This is a genomic window from Paraburkholderia lebeckiae (genome assembly GCF_050436325.1).
Taxonomy (GTDB): domain Bacteria; phylum Pseudomonadota; class Gammaproteobacteria; order Burkholderiales; family Burkholderiaceae; genus Paraburkholderia; species Paraburkholderia tuberum.
Map to the genome: position 1 here is coordinate 140,369 of NZ_JBNDLZ010000001.1, position 15,042 is coordinate 155,410.

At 59.4% G+C, this 15,042-nt stretch carries 17 protein-coding genes; 12 read left to right on the top strand and 5 right to left on the bottom strand.

Annotated features, from left to right (window positions below; all coding sequences use genetic code 11):
• Positions 1-60: 60 nt before the first annotated feature.
• Positions 61-489: a hypothetical protein gene (locus OKW44_RS00675; RefSeq protein ID WP_162633950.1), complete on the bottom strand. Its 429-nt coding sequence runs from the start codon at positions 487-489 to the stop codon at positions 61-63.
• Positions 490-721: 232 nt separating this feature from the next.
• Between OKW44_RS00675 and OKW44_RS00680 the strand changes: the two genes are divergently transcribed.
• From OKW44_RS00680 to OKW44_RS00695, 4 genes are read left to right on the top strand one after another with little or no spacing between them, the layout of a single operon-like run.
• The gene (locus OKW44_RS00680; protein WP_018420355.1) at positions 722-1,255 is read left to right on the top strand and encodes a DUF4142 domain-containing protein; all 534 of its coding nucleotides are present in this window, start codon (positions 722-724) and stop codon (positions 1,253-1,255) included.
• A gap of 31 nt (positions 1,256-1,286) precedes the next feature.
• On the top strand, positions 1,287-1,628 hold the full coding sequence (locus OKW44_RS00685) for a cupredoxin domain-containing protein (protein WP_018420354.1): 342 nt from the start codon (positions 1,287-1,289) through the stop codon (positions 1,626-1,628).
• Between the two features lie 13 nt (positions 1,629-1,641).
• The gene (locus OKW44_RS00690) at positions 1,642-2,343 is read left to right on the top strand and encodes an RNA polymerase sigma factor (protein WP_018420353.1); all 702 of its coding nucleotides are present in this window, start codon (positions 1,642-1,644) and stop codon (positions 2,341-2,343) included.
• Positions 2,344-2,363: 20 nt separating this feature from the next.
• Positions 2,364-2,798: a hypothetical protein gene (locus OKW44_RS00695; protein ID WP_239499066.1), complete on the top strand. Its 435-nt coding sequence runs from the start codon at positions 2,364-2,366 to the stop codon at positions 2,796-2,798.
• Between the two features lie 60 nt (positions 2,799-2,858).
• Here OKW44_RS00695 and OKW44_RS00700 read toward each other — a convergent pair whose 3' ends face one another.
• Positions 2,859-3,320, bottom strand: a complete 462-nt coding sequence (locus tag OKW44_RS00700; protein ID WP_162633949.1) for a hypothetical protein — start codon at positions 3,318-3,320, stop codon at positions 2,859-2,861.
• 502 nt (positions 3,321-3,822) lie between these two features.
• Here OKW44_RS00700 and OKW44_RS00705 point away from each other — a divergent pair.
• The gene (locus OKW44_RS00705) at positions 3,823-4,650 is read left to right on the top strand and encodes an MlaD family protein (protein ID WP_018420350.1); all 828 of its coding nucleotides are present in this window, start codon (positions 3,823-3,825) and stop codon (positions 4,648-4,650) included.
• Positions 4,647-5,255 carry an ABC-type transport auxiliary lipoprotein family protein gene (locus tag OKW44_RS00710; protein WP_018420349.1) on the top strand — a complete coding sequence of 203 codons (609 nt, stop codon included), beginning with the start codon at positions 4,647-4,649 and terminating at the stop codon, positions 5,253-5,255. The genes OKW44_RS00705 and OKW44_RS00710 overlap by 4 nt, the downstream gene beginning before the upstream one ends.
• Here OKW44_RS00710 and OKW44_RS00715 read toward each other — a convergent pair.
• Positions 5,252-5,893, bottom strand: a complete 642-nt coding sequence (locus OKW44_RS00715) for a cytochrome b (RefSeq protein WP_239499065.1) — start codon at positions 5,891-5,893, stop codon at positions 5,252-5,254. The genes OKW44_RS00710 and OKW44_RS00715 overlap by 4 nt on opposite strands.
• A gap of 810 nt (positions 5,894-6,703) precedes the next feature.
• Here OKW44_RS00715 and OKW44_RS00720 point away from each other — a divergent pair.
• On the top strand, positions 6,704-7,156 hold the full coding sequence (locus tag OKW44_RS00720; RefSeq protein ID WP_429409425.1) for an AraC family transcriptional regulator: 453 nt from the start codon (positions 6,704-6,706) through the stop codon (positions 7,154-7,156).
• A 64-nt stretch (positions 7,157-7,220) separates the two neighbouring features.
• A complete protein-coding gene (locus tag OKW44_RS00725; RefSeq protein WP_018420347.1) occupies positions 7,221-7,994 on the top strand; it encodes a hypothetical protein in 774 nt (257 codons plus the stop codon).
• 769 nt (positions 7,995-8,763) lie between these two features.
• Here OKW44_RS00725 and OKW44_RS00730 read toward each other — a convergent pair.
• Both OKW44_RS00730 and OKW44_RS00735 read right to left on the bottom strand, forming a co-directional pair.
• Positions 8,764-9,498, bottom strand: coding sequence for an IS6 family transposase (locus tag OKW44_RS00730; protein WP_018420346.1), 735 nt, complete (start codon positions 9,496-9,498; stop codon positions 8,764-8,766).
• 48 nt (positions 9,499-9,546) lie between these two features.
• Positions 9,547-10,494, bottom strand: coding sequence for a polysaccharide deacetylase family protein (locus OKW44_RS00735; protein WP_018420345.1), 948 nt, complete (start codon positions 10,492-10,494; stop codon positions 9,547-9,549).
• A 340-nt stretch (positions 10,495-10,834) separates the two neighbouring features.
• On the opposite strand from OKW44_RS00735, the gene OKW44_RS00740 reads away from it, so the two are divergent.
• The 4 genes from OKW44_RS00740 (at position 10,835) to OKW44_RS00755 (ending at position 14,996) form a co-directional block, all read left to right on the top strand.
• Complete coding sequence (locus OKW44_RS00740; RefSeq protein WP_018420344.1) at positions 10,835-11,539, top strand: GntR family transcriptional regulator; 705 nt, start codon at positions 10,835-10,837, stop codon at positions 11,537-11,539.
• A gap of 213 nt (positions 11,540-11,752) precedes the next feature.
• Positions 11,753-12,850: a BMP family ABC transporter substrate-binding protein gene (locus OKW44_RS00745; RefSeq protein WP_204357114.1), complete on the top strand. Its 1,098-nt coding sequence runs from the start codon at positions 11,753-11,755 to the stop codon at positions 12,848-12,850.
• Positions 12,851-12,959: 109 nt separating this feature from the next.
• The gene (locus OKW44_RS00750) at positions 12,960-14,054 is read left to right on the top strand and encodes an ABC transporter permease (RefSeq protein ID WP_051103788.1); all 1,095 of its coding nucleotides are present in this window, start codon (positions 12,960-12,962) and stop codon (positions 14,052-14,054) included.
• A 54-nt stretch (positions 14,055-14,108) separates the two neighbouring features.
• On the top strand, positions 14,109-14,996 hold the full coding sequence (locus OKW44_RS00755; RefSeq protein ID WP_018420341.1) for an ABC transporter permease: 888 nt from the start codon (positions 14,109-14,111) through the stop codon (positions 14,994-14,996).
• The last annotated feature ends 46 nt before the right edge of the window (positions 14,997-15,042 follow it).

The following is a 15,042-nucleotide window of genomic DNA, read 5'->3' on the forward strand; positions in this document are numbered from 1 at the left end:
CGCCGAGGGGCGACGTGTCGTGGTTCCAGCCTCCGCAGTGTTGGGTGTGCATCTTGGGCGCTATTTACCGGCTCCGGCCGATGCAATACAGCTAATCGCAAGCGTGCTGGCGTTCGCCTCGGGACTGACGGCGGCGGTATGGAATTCCTGCATGCCGCACCTCCATTCAGCCAGATAGTCCTTCTTGCATTCAGACAATGGATTGTCCGTGCGCCGGTCTTTTATGACATATCGGCATGACATGCGACCACCGCATTCGGCCGCAAGGTGGCGGGTATCGTTACCGTGGCGCACCCCGCAGCTACCGCCGTAAGTGCCTGAAACAATCGCAATGGTCTGCGCGACTGCGGTAGATGCTAGCGAAACAAGTACAACGGCGAGCGTCGCGGAGGCCAATTTGCGAAATTGGACTGTCGTCTGCCGCTTCGGACAGGCCGGGCAAGTTGCGGAGCCGCGCGGAAAAATGAAAGGGGCTTCATGATGGCGCATGACAAGACCTCCAGCGCGAAAAAACCTGAAAGCGACCCGCTTCAGGTGTTGACATCCAGGATTGTAGGACCGCAAGGCGGTAATGCAAGAACGCTTGCTCCGGCGGCTGCTGAACCAAAGCTCTTGCGCGGAACGGGATTCCCAGTCGTGACATCTATCTACATACGCAACGTCGCGTTGGGCTGGCTCGGGTCGTTCCGGGCTGGTTGGAGACATCCACGGAGATACCATCATGAGATTAATAAACCCAAGCTGGTTAGGCGTCCTGGCCCTGATCAGTGTCGCTGGCTGGGCGCAAAACGCCGGGCCAACCGATCCGCAGATCGCGGCGATCGTGGTGACGGCCAATCAGGTCGACATCGATGCTGGCAAGCTCGCCGAATCGCGGTCGAAGTCGACGGACGTGAAAGCATTTGCCCAGCAAATGATCACCGACCACAGCGCGGTCAACAAATCGGCCGCGGATCTCGTGCATAAGCTGAACGTGACGCCCCAGGAGAACACCACGAGTCAGAGCCTGAAGAGTGGCGGGGATGCGAATCTCGCGGCCCTCAGGAAACTGGATGCTCACGCATTCGATCGCGCCTACATCGACCACGAGGTGGCGTATCACGAAAGCGTTCTTGATGCGCTCGACAAAAGTCTGATACCGAATGCAAAAAACGAAGAACTGAAAGCGCTCCTTGTAAAGGTTCGGCCGGCCTTTGTCGCGCACCTCGAGCACGCCAGGCACTTGCAGGCGTCGCTGGGAAAAAGCGGTGGCTAGGCGAGGGCGCGCAGCCGGAGTCGAACTGATAATGGACCACATTCGGTCGGCTGGCATCGCGCTGGCGTGCAAGGTCGTCACCTGTGCCATGCTGGCATCCGCTGGCAACGTGCTCGCAGCGCCAGAAACCTACGTCGTCGCTGTGGAAGACATGCGCTTCAGTCCGGCAACACTGAAAGTGAAACGCGGGGATCGCATCGTGTGGATCAACAAAGACCTGTTTCCCCATACGGTGACCGCTGATAACCGTGCATTCGACTCGGGGAGCCTTCCCGCGAACGCGTCGTGGTCTTATGTCACCGGCAGGGCCGGCACTTATCCATACGGATGCAGCTTCCACCCGACGATGCACGGCTCCCTTACTGTGCGATGAGAGGCAGCACGCAATGACGAACACAAGTTACTTATCTTCCGCGCCCAACGGTGATGACCTGTCCCTCGCTGGACGCATTGCCGCAGGCGACCACCCGGCGTTCGAATTGCTCATGCGGCGACACAACCGGCGCCTGTATCGTCTGGCACGCGTGACGCTGCGCGATGACGCGGAGGCCGAGGACGCGTTGCAGGAGGCGTATCTGTCGGCTTACCGATCCATCAGCCGGTTTCGTGGGCAGGCCTCCTTGTCCACCTGGTTGTCGCGGCTGGTACTGAACGAATGTCTCGGCCGGTTACGTCGTGCTAACCGCAGGCAGAACATCATCCCCATGGTGACTTCGAACACAGCTGACATTGAAATGGACACCACGCCACTACCTGACTCTGCCTCTCCGGACAAAGCGCTGGCACGCGCCGAGATGCGCGCGCTCATCGAGCGAAAGCTCGATGCGTTGCCGGAATCTCTGCGCACGGTATTCGTGCTCCGGTCGGTGGAAGAAATGAGCATCGACGAAACTGCGCAATGTCTGGGGATTCCCGAGGCCACGGTCCGCAGCCGGCATTTTCGGGCGAAGAGCCTCCTGCGTGAATCGCTGGCCCACGACATCGATCTTGCCGAGTGCGAACTTTTCGAGTTCGCCGGTACACGCTGCGACCGGATTGTTCAAAACGTCATGGCCCGGATCGCTGGGAACGAAGACCCTGGGCGCTGACGGTGTCCGAGTCCGCGTTCGTGACGAAGCGAATCGCTCCGACGGACGACATCACTGACATTGTGAAGGAGATTTCAATCATGGAACCTGGCCTGATTTTGAAGACCGCGACGGTATTGCTCGCGCTTGGCGCACTCGGTGGTCTGTTGATGGCCGGTATGCGCTTTGCCGGACGGCCCCATCCTCCGGCGTGGCTTGCGATGCTGCACGGTGTGCTTGCCGCCTCCGCGATCACACTGCTGGCCTATGCCGCCGCAACGATCGGACTACAAGTGCTGGCGCTTGTCGCACTTGCCTTGTTCCTGATCGCGGCTGCTGGCGGAGCGGTTCTGAATCTTGGCTATCACTGGAAGATGATCGCCCTACCAAAGTGGTTGATCCTCGTCCACGCTGGCATCGCGGTGTTCGGATTTGTGCTGTTGCTGGTCGCGACATGGACGTCGGCGCGCGGATGAACTCCCGGTGTCGGTAAAAAAGAAAGGTGTCCGTTGACTAGGGTGGTTGCTGGCTTCCTGTTACTGCGCCGCATTTCTGGTCTTGTACAGATAGCGTCGCAACCGGGGGCAAACCGGCGAGTAGGCTGGCCGTGACGGGTGCATTAGCCCGTGGCGATCGGAACGCTGTTGCGCCCAAGGCCGCATGTCGGCGCAGAGATAGGTCAAACGTCTGAGTATCAAGACGGCGTGCATTTCCGTGCATAAGTGACCTGCCTTGTTGCAGATCGCGACGTAGTGACCCGGTGAGAAGCTGAGTATCAGATGGTTGCTCGTGCCGGACTCCATGTCTCCCGCCTCGCCCATTTTCTTGAACAGGCTTTTGGGGATCTGCTGGTTCTTTGCCGGTAACGGGTCGTCGGCCAGATCGGTCTTCGGCACGACCAGTTCGTGCTTCGTCTTATCGCCAGCAGCATCAGTCACTGCGAACGTGACTGTTCCCGCCTTGACGCTGCTCCTGTCGAGCCGGCTCGATTGATCCACTGAGGATGGATTATCCCGGTGCCGCAGAACGTTTACCAGTTGGAAACGGGTGTCAGAAAGCGCCAGCGAGCTAACGGTATCTCTGTTCCTGTTAGCCTTGGACCGGAAGCCGGCACAGGATGTTCGCCTTGACGGCATATGATATATGCGAGGCGCGAAGTCGGGTAATGCGCCCCAGTCGCGCGCACAGGAGCTCAAGATGAAAGCAACCAGGCTGGAAGTGGCCTTCCTCATGATTCTGTCGGTCACCTTAACGGGATGCCCGTCAAACGCGGGCACACATGACAGCGGTACGGCGGCGAGCAGTGGCGGCGGATATTAACCACTACAAGGTCGCCACGAGCTCGATGCCGTCAGGATTCGGACGCTTACGCATGCCAGACGGGTGGCAGGTCACGATCAGACGGATCCGAGCCGGTGAGTTGGGCCAGTCGATCATCACGGACCACGCTTTGCGCCGGCCCCAGACCTGCGGCTGGCGAAGTCATGGAGGAGATGTGCGATGAAAGACGATATCGGCACGAAGGCCTGGCTCGCGTTCGTGGCGTTCCTGCTTGTGGTGACTGTCGCTGGGGCGGGCTGGTATCTTTTTTCCGCAAGCCAATACGCGACCTACCAGATCGATACAGAGGAGTCCGTCTCTGGTCTCATTGCCGATGCCCCAGTCGAATTCCACGGCGTCGACGTGGGAAAGGTGAAAAGCATCAGGCTGGTCAATCCGCACTCGGTGGACATCGTGCTGACTATCGCCAAGACGGCGCCGGTTACTTCGGCGAGCGTAGCCACGATCACATCCCGAGGCCTTGCGACACGAGGATTTACAGGCTACGTTTATATTTCCATCGAGGACGTCGGCAACGATTTTCGGCCGTTGTCCCCACGGCCAGGCGAGCCCTATCCGATCATACCGACGGCGCCATCGAAAGCCGTGACGCTCGATACGACTATAAATCAGGTAAACGAAAACGTTCGCGTCATCACCGAACTGCTGGAATCGATACTCGACAAGACAACCGTAGCATCGCTCAAGCAATCAGTCGACAGCTTGCAGAAAGTCACCACGGTGCTGGCGGAAAACACCGGGAAACTGAACGCTATAGTTGCTAACACCGAACGCGCCAGTCATCGTTTCGAGCCGCTGCTGGAGTCGAGCCATGATACCGTGACAGCGCTCCAGACGCAGATCTTGCCGGAAGCGCACAAGGCGCTGTCCAACCTTGACAATCTGTCCAGGTCCGTCGCCGACGTAGCGGCCAGGATCGATCGCGACCCCTCAATCGTGATTCGCGGCACCGCACCGCCGGCACCCGGGCCGGGCGAACGGAAATGAAAATCGACAAGGGCAGGGCGACTTTCATCGCACTATGCGTCGTCGCGTTTTCGGCCTGCACTCTCTTCTCGCCGGTCAAGATGGATATGAAAAAATATGTATTGGAGAATATCCCGCTTGATCTGCCCAGCGAACAGACCCATCCTGCGACCCTGCTGGTACTGATCCCCGAGGCCGAGCCGATCTACGCCACAACGCAGATGGCTTATACGACCCAGGCGCACCAGATCGCGTACTTCAGCCAGAACGAATGGGCGGAAACACCACCGCGGATGATTCAGCCTTTAATCGTCGAGACACTTCGCCAGACCCGCTATTTCAGCGATGTTCTGTCCGCCCCTCACTTCGGCCACCACACTTTCGTGCTTCACACCGAAATCTTGACGCTTAAGCAGGATTTCACTTCGGACCCCGCGATACTGCAGTTCGCGATGCGCGTCTCTCTTAGCCTCGAGGCAACGAATCAGGTGATTGCGACGAGAGAATTGTCGGTGCGGGTACCCATGCGAGACGGGAACGCCGCCGCGGGAGTCGCAGCGGCCAATGAGGCTATGGCAAAACTATTGCGGGAACTCGCCAGTCTCGTGGTCGAGAAAGCACATTAAGGCAACATTCTGCGTAAAGTATCGTCCTTGCGTAAGAAATGATGCATCAGCGCCGCGCCCACATGAACGAATATCAAAAGGATCAGTACGTAAGCGAGCCATTTGTGGATGTCGATGAGTCGTTGAAATAGATAGTCGTCGCGAGGAAGGAAACCGGGTAGCATGAACAGGCCGAAGAACGAGACCGGGATGCCAGCGGCAGAGGACATCAGCCAACCAGTCACCGGCAACGCGAACATCATTGCGTAAAAGCAAAGATGGACGAATCGGGCGGCGATTTTTTGCCATTGAGGCAGATCTGCAACCAGTTGCGGCAGTATCTGGGTTAGCCGCCAGGCCAACCGCGCTGGGAGTAACACGAGTACCGCAAAGCCGATCTCCTTGTGGTAGAGAATCAGCACGATCTTTCTCGTGTCGAACCCGGCATCGGGAAGCCTGACCATGTAAAGGCCCAATGCCAGAAGTCCAATGATAAGTACCGCCATTGACCAGTGGAACAGGATCGCGACCGCTCCGAAGCGCTCCTCGGTGTTCTCAATCGGCATCATCGCTCGCGTTCCGTTCATTAAAGGTCGCATCGATGCAGGGCCGCGGAACCACTGGCCTCCGGTCAACGCCACCAGGAGTCGTTGGCTCACGACAAAACGTTGCTCATGCCTTTGCCGGCTGCAGACTTCCCGCCCGGACGGTGCATTTCGGACTCGAATGGGGTTCCGGGCGCTGATCATCCGGCCCGCCTGCGTACCATAGGAAAACGTTCAGCGCGGTGGGCTTATTCCCGTGTGCCAGCGTCCCTCCGGCGGCCGACGACCCGGCTGCTGCCGGCGACCTTCCGTTGACGCTGGTCGTCGATCTTCCGCTGGTGGCCGTGCAACCCGTCTTGATTACAAAAGCTTTGACCCCGGGCGGCAACTGCCATTTATCGCTCACCCCGGTGACGGCGCGGTGATTGCGTTCGACACGCTTCGCCCAACGGTGGTTCTCTGAGAACTGTGTTGCGCGACTGTTTGAACAGAAATCTGCAATATCTAGATGACCGGGAAGGTGACTGCCGATTAAATACTCGACGGGACCCGATTCTAAACTTACGTCACCCAACGCGATCCACGCTGTCACCAGCGCGAGCTCGGCGAGCACTGCCAACAATCGTAGTCTTGATGCCATCCGACTATCGACGAAGACATTGGATACTTGACTGGTATATGAGAGGCCCGCGCCCGAATATTATCGGTACCCAGCAAGACAGAAGCTATTCCACAAAGGCGGGAACCAGTGCGAAGCGATCGAAGTATCGACGGACTGCGAAACGCTACGCATTCGCCAATGCGGGCCGTCTATGCGAGGTCATGTTGCTGATGATCCTGCGACAGATGATCGATGGCGGTGCGACGGCGCCGGGACTGCTCGCCGGACTCTCCCACCCGGCGCTTCATCGCGCGTTGGTTGCGATGCACGACGCACCAGACCGGTCGTGGCGCGTGGAAGACCTTGCGTCTGTCGCGGGCATGTTACGCAGCCAGTTTATGGCCTCGTTTCGACAGACCGTAGGAACGACGCCGAGCGCGTACCTCACGGCGTGGCGTCTTATGCTCGCGCGTCGCGCACTGGCCAACGTGGCAAGGTCAAGGCAGTTGCGCAGCGCGTTGGTTTGGGCAGTGCGTCCGCGTTTTCTCGCGCGTATTTGCGCGCCTTTGGATGCCCTCCGATTGCGATGCGCCAGTGCTAGCTGCGCGCAGCACACGATTCATGCGCACAGACGTCGCCGCCTCTTCCGAGGCGAGATGATGCTGATGCGACCGCGACGGGCGCAAACCGAGCCAGCTCGAGCTGTTGGTCGGCGCTGCCACGCGGACGCTATTCTTTACATGCATCGCATGCCGGCATCTTGGGGCTTGCCCTAATACACCCTGCTGCGTCGTTGGCGTAAGCCACTATTGACGAGTCTGTTAAGCGCGCAGGTGAGCCATGAAGAAGCTCTGGGTTTGGCTAATGTCGATCGCAATGCTGAGTAGCGTGGTGGCATGTGGAGGCGGCCACGACGATCACAGCGCCCGAAGGCCGTTTGGGGTTGCCGGCATCATGGAGGGAATCTGGAACGGCAATCTGCACTCGAACTTGACGGGCCGCGATACGGGCATGTTCGTGATCGTGACAGCTGGTGGCGCGTTTAGCCTTATCACCGACGACTGTGGGCAGATCTCTGCAAACATCGCCGCGGACGGATCATTTTTCTCTGGTGCCGGCACGACCTATTTGCAGACAAATTGCGATGGGGCAGATGTCACGGCGGCGCCGTTTACCGTCAGTGCGGGTCCTGTGCAGCCTTTCCAGATCGCTGGAGAGTTCGACGATCGTACCGGCACCGCATTCGCCAATTACACCACTGCCAATGACAGCGGCACGATCTCGTTCCTGGGCTTCTATCAGGACTACTTTGATGAGTCGGGCACGCTACCGCGCACCACAGGGGCTTACTCCATCTCACGGACACTCACCGCTCTGAGTATCGATGCCAACGGAAGTCTCTCTTACCGGGATGCGGCCGGGCAGATTTTCCCCGGCACGTTGTCCATTATCGATCCGACGGTCGATGTCTATCGCATGACCCTGCACGTGGGCAGCCAGACACTGACCGGTATGGCTACCCTCGTCGATGACGGACATGGCAGGAACAACGACTTCCTGTTTGCGGTCGCCAATGGTGCACTGGCGTACAACGCAGAGCTAAGACGCAACTGAGTAAAACCAACACCATTTCGCGGGCAAAGACTGGCGCGGCTACAGGCTCCGCGCTTCGGAAACTGGGGGCATTTTCAGCCTGGCTAGTTCGCAACCGTGGCCGGCAAAGCCTGCACACGGCATTTCGCGTCGAGACTTGACAGTCGCCGGGAAAGGTAGGCCATTACGAGCACGACACGATGGCGGTGGTCTGGCGAAGCTGGACGAACGCAGATCGCCCGGATCGAGCGGCGACTGCGTCAGTGGATGCAGGAGGACAAAGCGGACCGGGCGACATTCGGACCGCCAGCAAAGCGCCTTCAGGGGTACGCCGCTCGTCTGTCGGCCCACCGCCCCTATTGAGTCGCAGCTTTCCAGCACCTTGGGTGAATGGCTGAAATTGGACGCTTCCTGCGGCTCTGTCGACTGGCCGACACCAGCCAGCCGGACTGAGACGGTCATGACGGGTGGCATGTCGGTGTTTGCGCCGCGCCAGAGCAGGCATCAGGCATCCATTCGCGCACTGTTGATAGCGGCGCAGCGCGACCGGCCGTTTTGGCCAATGACTTTCCGACCGACTCGAAGGGATGAAAGACCGCTGTACCCTGAAAGCTGCGGATTAGACGGCCCATACGCCAGCGTCCGGAGTGGGGGTCGAGGGAGCTGTTCCCTAGCGCCCCACGTTTATTCGCTGCGGGGCGTCACACTCAGCGTTCGTCGGAAATACGTCGGGCCGGCGTTGTCACGTTAAAGTGTTCGCGTCGCAGTAGTGCGATGAGCGGAACTTTTCTCAAAAACCGGACGGATTTTGGCTAAGCTCGGTGAAACGACGCCATGCGGCAAAGCGATCGCCGAGTTGTTTGCGGTGGAGCGAGGCACGTAGTAGATGTCGCTTCAGTGCGAAGTGCTGCCGGATCGGTCCAAAATTCGACAGGAATGCTTGCGTGCGCTCAGGATCGCGGAAACCACGCATGCGGCGCTCGCGTTCTCGCGTGGGTTGATGACTATTTTCGGCCCGGTTGTTCACTCGGGCGCTGGCTTTGACGAAAACGTGCTTCACGTTTGCCAGTTCAGGGATCTCGGCCTTCGCCGCCGGATAGCTGCGCAACTGGTCAGTGACAATCTTGCGCGGCACCTCAGGACAAGCCGCCAGTACACGTTTGAAGAATCGTTTTGCCGCAGCCTTGTCGCGCCGCTTCTGCAGCAGGATATCAAGTTCGGCGCCATGCTGATCGACTGCCCGCCAAAGTAGACAAGGCTCACCGCGTAGCGTCACAAACACCTCATCCAGATGCCACGTGGTGCCGGACTTGCGACGAGCAGCCTTGACGCGATGCGAGAAGCCAGCGCCGAATTTGTCGCACCAGCGCCGCACTGTTTCATAGCTGACGATTACACCGCGCTCGAACAGCAACTCTTCAATGTCGCGCAGGCTCAATTGAAACCGAAAATACCAGCGAACGGCGCAACTGATAACGGCGCCCGGGAATCGATGGCGATGGTACAGCGGCAGGGTTGTCTTCATCGCATCACTCTACCAGCCCGACCAGTTACCGTGACAACGCCGCACTGCCTACCGCGGCGCCGTCAACTGTGCGTCCATATGCCGCGAAATCGCACCCGGCGTCGTCAGCCAGACCTCTCCTCCTGCCCGCGCTGCTGCGATGTGCTGCAGTGCGCGCCGCAATTGGCGCAACCGGTACGGTTGCCCCACGAGATAAGGATGAAGCGCGATGCCCATCACCAGGGGCTGCGGATGACGGGCGGACTTCACCTGTTCGAGCATTTCGTCGAATTGATCGATGATCATGTCGGCGAATGCGCGGCCATCGAGTCGACGTGTCACCATCATGGGTATGTCGTTGAGTTCCTGCGGATACGGGATCGACCAGATCGAGCCATTGCGCGTTTTCATACGCACCGGACGGTCGTCGTGACACCAATTGAGCGTATAGCTGTAGCCAGTTTCGGCGATTAAATCCGGCGTGAGATGCGATTCCGAAATCCATGGCGAGAGCCAGCCGGAGGGCGGCACGCCGGTACGATCGGCGATGCGTTCGCGGCAATGGAGCAACAACGCGCGTTCTGCGCGCTCGTCGAGATCGCTTTGCCGTTGCGAGTTCGTATGACCGTGCCCGATGATCTCGTCGCCTCGCGCAACGCATGCATCGATGACTTCCGGGCAGTGGTCGAACAGCGACGTATTGATCAGCATGCCTGCGGGCATTTCCAACTGATCGAAGAGTTCGAGACATCGCCACACGCCTACACGATTGCCGTATTCGCGCCAACTGTAGTTGAGTACGTCGGGTTCGGGCGAAAGGGGCCCGAGTGCAGCGCCGAGTCCTTCGCCGAATGCAAAGTGCTCGATGTTGAAGCCGAGATAGACGGCGAGCCCGGTGTCACCCGGCCAGCGAAAGTTGTCAGTGTCGGTGATGGGACGATAGGGGAAGCGTCCATGCGAGACAAGCGGACCAAAAGCAGCTTCGCCTGAAGCTGGAAGTTTCTTTATATCGTTCATTTGCGAAGACTTCGAGGATGGGAAATTACGGCATCCGAAAAATGCGGGAGAGCATACAACGTGCAAAAATCGCGTCGACAATACGCCATTTTCTTGCATTCAACAAGTCAGGATCTTGTGCACAAATAGGGGGCCAAGATTCCCGGAACTTGGGCAAGCGTGCGCTAATCGGGAGCGCGATAAGCTTTCAACGTTTCCGAAATTGTGGAATAAGAGCTTTCAATTGGTCACGTATACGGTAAGACACCATCTTGCATCCATGAAATTGCTCGTCTGGCATACCTTTTGCATATAGACACCGTATCCTTAATGCCTAACATACGTATTTCATCTGGCTTTCATGACCTCAGTCAGTCGTGCTGATATCGCTTATCTGTCGTTGCGGCAGGCCATCGTCGAGCAGGCGCTCGTGCCCGGCATGAAGCTGCGCGAAGACGTTCTAGCCACGCACTTCGCTGCCAGTCGCACGCTAATCCGCGCGGCGCTTGCGCGGCTTGCCAACGAAGGCCTTATCGACACGGGCAATAAGCGGACAGCGACCGTTGCACGTCCAAGCCGGGAAGAGGCGAAAGCGGTGTTCGACGTGCGCCGCTGTCTTGAAGCCGAGGTCGCGCGCCTCGTCATCAAGAACTGGCAACCGGGCTACACGGCCCTTCTCGAAGAGCATGTGCGCAAGGAAGAAGAGGCTGACAGGGCCGGCAATCCAAAGTTATCGCTGCGAGTCGCGAGCGACTTCCATTTGCTGCTTGCGCAGCTAACCGGCAACGCGCTGCTGGAGCGATACGTGTCTGAAGTTGTTTCGAGGTGCTCGCTGATTCTGGCCGTGCACGGCCAGGAAAAATCGCAGGAGTGCGGTATTCGCGAGCACCACGATCTTATCGTCGCGCTGTGCGAGCGCGACGATGTCCGCGCACAGCATCTGATGGAACACCATCTGCAGTCGCTCGAGGAACGAGCGCTTGCGCCGAAACCCGACGCTTCGCATGCCGACATCACGGAAATACTCGGCCGTTATTCGGCGGGCTTTTCGGCGACCGAAAAATAGCCGCCTTCTCTCGAAGGCGGGGGCGCCGCGACCCGGCACACGCACGACAAGCGATGGCATGCATGTCGGTGCTGCTGGCGACGGGAAATGAAAGAACACGAGACTTGTGCTGGGCGAGATTTCCCGGACCCCCGGGTTTGACCGCGCGGTGATAACTGAATTGAAACTAGATTGATGAATGACGACTGGAGCAACAACAAGATGGAAAAGCAAATGGATCGACGCAGGTTCTTGACCCTGTCTGGCGGTGGAGCGATGGGTCTCGCGGCTGGACTGTTGCCGCGGCTTGCGAGTGCAAAAGAAAAGCTGACGATCGGCGTCGTCTATGTCGGTGCGCGCGACGACTTCGGCTGGAATCAGTCGCATGCCGTGGCCGTGCAGGCGTTGCGCGGGCTGCCGAACGTCAAGGTGATCGAAGAAGAAAACGTGCCTGAGACGATCGCGGTCAGAAAGACCATGGAGTCGATGATTCAACTCGACGGCGCCTCACTGATTCTCGGGACTTCGTTTGGCTACTACGACCCCTACATGGTCGATCTGGCGCGTGCCTATCCAAATGTCCAATTCCGCCACGCCAGCAAGCTTTGGGAACCAGGCAAAGCGCCGAATAACCTGGGCGGATTCTTTGCGTATCGGGACCAGGGGCACTATGTCAACGGTGTCGCCGCGGGCCTTTCGACGAAGACCAACAAGATCGGCTACGTAGCGGCGAAGCCGATCGGGCTGGTGCTGCGTACGATCAACTCGTTTACGCTCGGCGTGCGCAAAGTGAATCCGAACGCAACGGTCCAACTCATCTTTACCGGTGACTGGAGTTTGCCGGTGCGCGAGGCTGAAGCGACCAACGCGTTGATCTCGAGCGGATGCGACGTGATCGCCTGCCATGTGGATAGCCCGAAGGTGGTCGTGCAGACAGCCGAACAGCATGGCGCGAAGAGCTGCGGCCACAACACATCGCAAGCAGCGCTGGCGCCCAAGGGTTTCATCACGGGTGCCGAAGCGAAATGGGAAACCGCTTATAAGGCCTATGCGGACGATATCGCCGCAGGACGCAAATTGCCGAATCTCATCTTCGGCGGCTACGACAAAGACCTGCTGGCGAGCACGCCGTTCGGCGCGGGCGCCACGGAAGGCGCACGTAAGGCCGCGCTGCAGGCGATTGCCGATCTGAAGACCGGCAAGCCGATCTACGTTGGTCCCATCCGCAGCAATACCGGCAAGATCGTGATCGAGAAAACCTACGGCAACTACGATCCATTCCTCGAGCAGACCACCTATCTGGTCGAGGGTGTGCAAGGTTCGATTGCCTGAGTGCCGCATCATGGCTGGCCGGTCTTGATGTATCAAGGCCGGCCAAGTTTTTCTTTTCTCAAGAGATTTTATGGCGAGCGATTCGACGCAAACCATCCGGCAGCCGGTCATGGCTGACGGCCCTTCGGAACGTGACGCACGGTTCGTGCACATCAAGCAGTGGGCCGAGTTGCTGACGATCTCCGCACTCGCCGTGTTTGGCGCCGCAGTGGTTTTTTCCCTGTTGCTGCTTTTGCTTGGTGCTTCGCCCGGCGAGTTTCTCGCACTGCTTTGGCGCGGCGGTTTCGGTACCTGGTTTTCACTCCAGAACACGCTGGTGCGTGCAGCCCCGCTGATCTTCACGGCACTTGCCGTCGCGATACCGGCCCAGCTCGGACTCGTGGTGATTGGTGGCGAAGGGGCATTAGTGCTCGGCGGGTTCGCTGCCGCCTGTGCGGCACTCCCGTTTCACGGCGGTGGTTCAGTGCCGGTCGTGATGGCCGCGATGATCGCGGCCGCGCTCGCGGCAGGCGGTCTGTGGATCGGCGTCGTCGGCGCTTTGCGGCACTTTCGCGGCGTCAACGAGACCATTTCCAGCTTGCTGATGTCGTACCTCGCGATAGCGGTCATGAACTACTTCGTCGATGGTCCGCTGCGCGATCCGGCGAGCCCGATCAAATCGTCGACCTTGCCGATCGGCGACGCGAACATGATCGGCAACATTCCAGGCACGTCCGTGCACTGGGGGCTGGTCGTTGCCGTCGTGCTCGCGTCGGTCTGCTGGGTATTGATGCGACGGACGACCTTCGGCTTCGCCGCACGGCTGACCGGCGGCAACGTCCGCGCGGCACGCGCGCAAGGGTTGCCCGTGGGCTGGCTGATCATTACCGCCTGTGCGCTCGCTGGTGCTTGCGCAGGGCTTGCCGGCTATTTCGAAGTCGCCGCGGTGCAGGGGCGCGCCAACGCGTCGCTCGCCGCCGGCTATGGTTTTTCCGGCATCCTGGTGTCGTTTCTTGCCCGCCACAATGCGCTCGCCATCGTGCCGGTGGCGATTCTCGTCGGCGGCATATCGGCTGCGGGCGGCTTGATTCAGCGCCGGCTCGACTTGCCCGACGCGACCGTGCTGGTCTTGCAGGGCATGGTCTTTCTTTTCCTGCTGGTCAGCGAGACGTTGTATGGGCGCTTTGCCGTGTTTCGTCCGCAGCGCAGCCCGTCGGATATCTAAAAAGCACGCTCTATGGCAACTATCGATATTGGCCTCTGGTCCATTCCGCTCGCCATGTTCGCCGGCGCGATCCGGGTCTCGACGCCGTTTCTTTTTGTCAGCGTCGGCGAATGCCTGACCGAAAAGTCCGGACGGATCAATCTCGGACTCGAGGGGACGCTCGTGTTCGGGGCAATGGCCGCCTATGCGGTGAGCTTTCATACGCACTCGCCGTGGCTCGGAACACTGTTCGCCGGTTTTGCCAGCGCCGTGTTCGGGGCGCTGCATGGCGCCATCTGCCGATTGCCGAAGGTTAACGACGTGGCGATCGGTATCGCACTCATGCTTTTCGGCACCGGTCTCGCGTTCTTTTTCGGCAAGCCGTACATCGAGCCACAGGCGCCACATCTGCCGTCGATAGCGCTCGGCAACTGGTCTTCGTTGCCGCAGGTGAGGGAGGCGTTGCAAATTAATCCGCTGTTCTTCATCGGCATTGCCATCGCGGTGCTGCTAGCCTGGGCCTTGCGACGCACCCGCTGGGGCTTGATCGTGCGCATGTGTGGCGACTCGGCCGCGGCTACGCGCTCGGCCGGTTATTCGGTGGATGGCGTGCGGTTCGTGGTGACGGCCATCGGCGGGTTCCTCGCCGGTGTGGGCGGCGCGTTCCTGTCCCTGTCGTATCCAGGCAGCTGGAGCGAAGGCCTTTCGTCCGGGCAGGGCATGATGGCGGTGGCGCTTGTTATTTTTGCACGCTGGAGTCCGCTGGGTTGCCTCGGTGCGTCGTTGCTTTTCGGCGCGGCGGCGGCGATAGGGCCCGCACTGCAGACGGTTGGTATTTCCGCGGGCTACGACCTCTTCAATGCGGCACCCTATTTGTTGACGCTCGTGTTCTTGATCGCATCGTCTTCGTCGCGCCGCAACCTGAAAGGGGCACCGAGCGAGTTGTCGATCTCGCGCCGTTGATAGACGGAACATCGCAGCCTCGTCGCGGACGCTACTGCGGCGACAT

Excerpts from the sequence above, each read along its gene's own strand:
- OKW44_RS00710 (WP_018420349.1), top strand. The coding sequence starts at position 4,647 with ATGAAAATCGACAAGGGCAGGGCGACTTTCATCGCACTATGCGTCGTC.
- OKW44_RS00720 (WP_429409425.1), top strand. The coding sequence starts at position 6,704 with ATGCACGACGCACCAGACCGGTCGTGGCGCGTGGAAGACCTTGCGTCT.
- OKW44_RS00755 (WP_018420341.1), top strand. The coding sequence starts at position 14,109 with ATGTTCGCCGGCGCGATCCGGGTCTCGACGCCGTTTCTTTTTGTCAGC.
- OKW44_RS00750 (WP_051103788.1), top strand. The coding sequence starts at position 12,960 with ATGGCTGACGGCCCTTCGGAACGTGACGCACGGTTCGTGCACATCAAG.
- OKW44_RS00690 (WP_018420353.1), top strand. The coding sequence starts at position 1,642 with ATGACGAACACAAGTTACTTATCTTCCGCGCCCAACGGTGATGACCTG.
- OKW44_RS00680 (WP_018420355.1), top strand. The coding sequence starts at position 722 with ATGAGATTAATAAACCCAAGCTGGTTAGGCGTCCTGGCCCTGATCAGT.
- OKW44_RS00685 (WP_018420354.1), top strand. The coding sequence starts at position 1,287 with ATGGACCACATTCGGTCGGCTGGCATCGCGCTGGCGTGCAAGGTCGTC.
- OKW44_RS00735 (WP_018420345.1), bottom strand. The coding sequence starts at position 10,494 with ATGAACGATATAAAGAAACTTCCAGCTTCAGGCGAAGCTGCTTTTGGT.
- OKW44_RS00740 (WP_018420344.1), top strand. The coding sequence starts at position 10,835 with ATGACCTCAGTCAGTCGTGCTGATATCGCTTATCTGTCGTTGCGGCAG.
- OKW44_RS00725 (WP_018420347.1), top strand. The coding sequence starts at position 7,221 with ATGAAGAAGCTCTGGGTTTGGCTAATGTCGATCGCAATGCTGAGTAGC.
- OKW44_RS00745 (WP_204357114.1), top strand. The coding sequence starts at position 11,753 with ATGGATCGACGCAGGTTCTTGACCCTGTCTGGCGGTGGAGCGATGGGT.
- OKW44_RS00705 (WP_018420350.1), top strand. The coding sequence starts at position 3,823 with ATGAAAGACGATATCGGCACGAAGGCCTGGCTCGCGTTCGTGGCGTTC.
- OKW44_RS00675 (WP_162633950.1), bottom strand. The coding sequence starts at position 489 with ATGCGCCATCATGAAGCCCCTTTCATTTTTCCGCGCGGCTCCGCAACT.
- OKW44_RS00730 (WP_018420346.1), bottom strand. The coding sequence starts at position 9,498 with ATGAAGACAACCCTGCCGCTGTACCATCGCCATCGATTCCCGGGCGCC.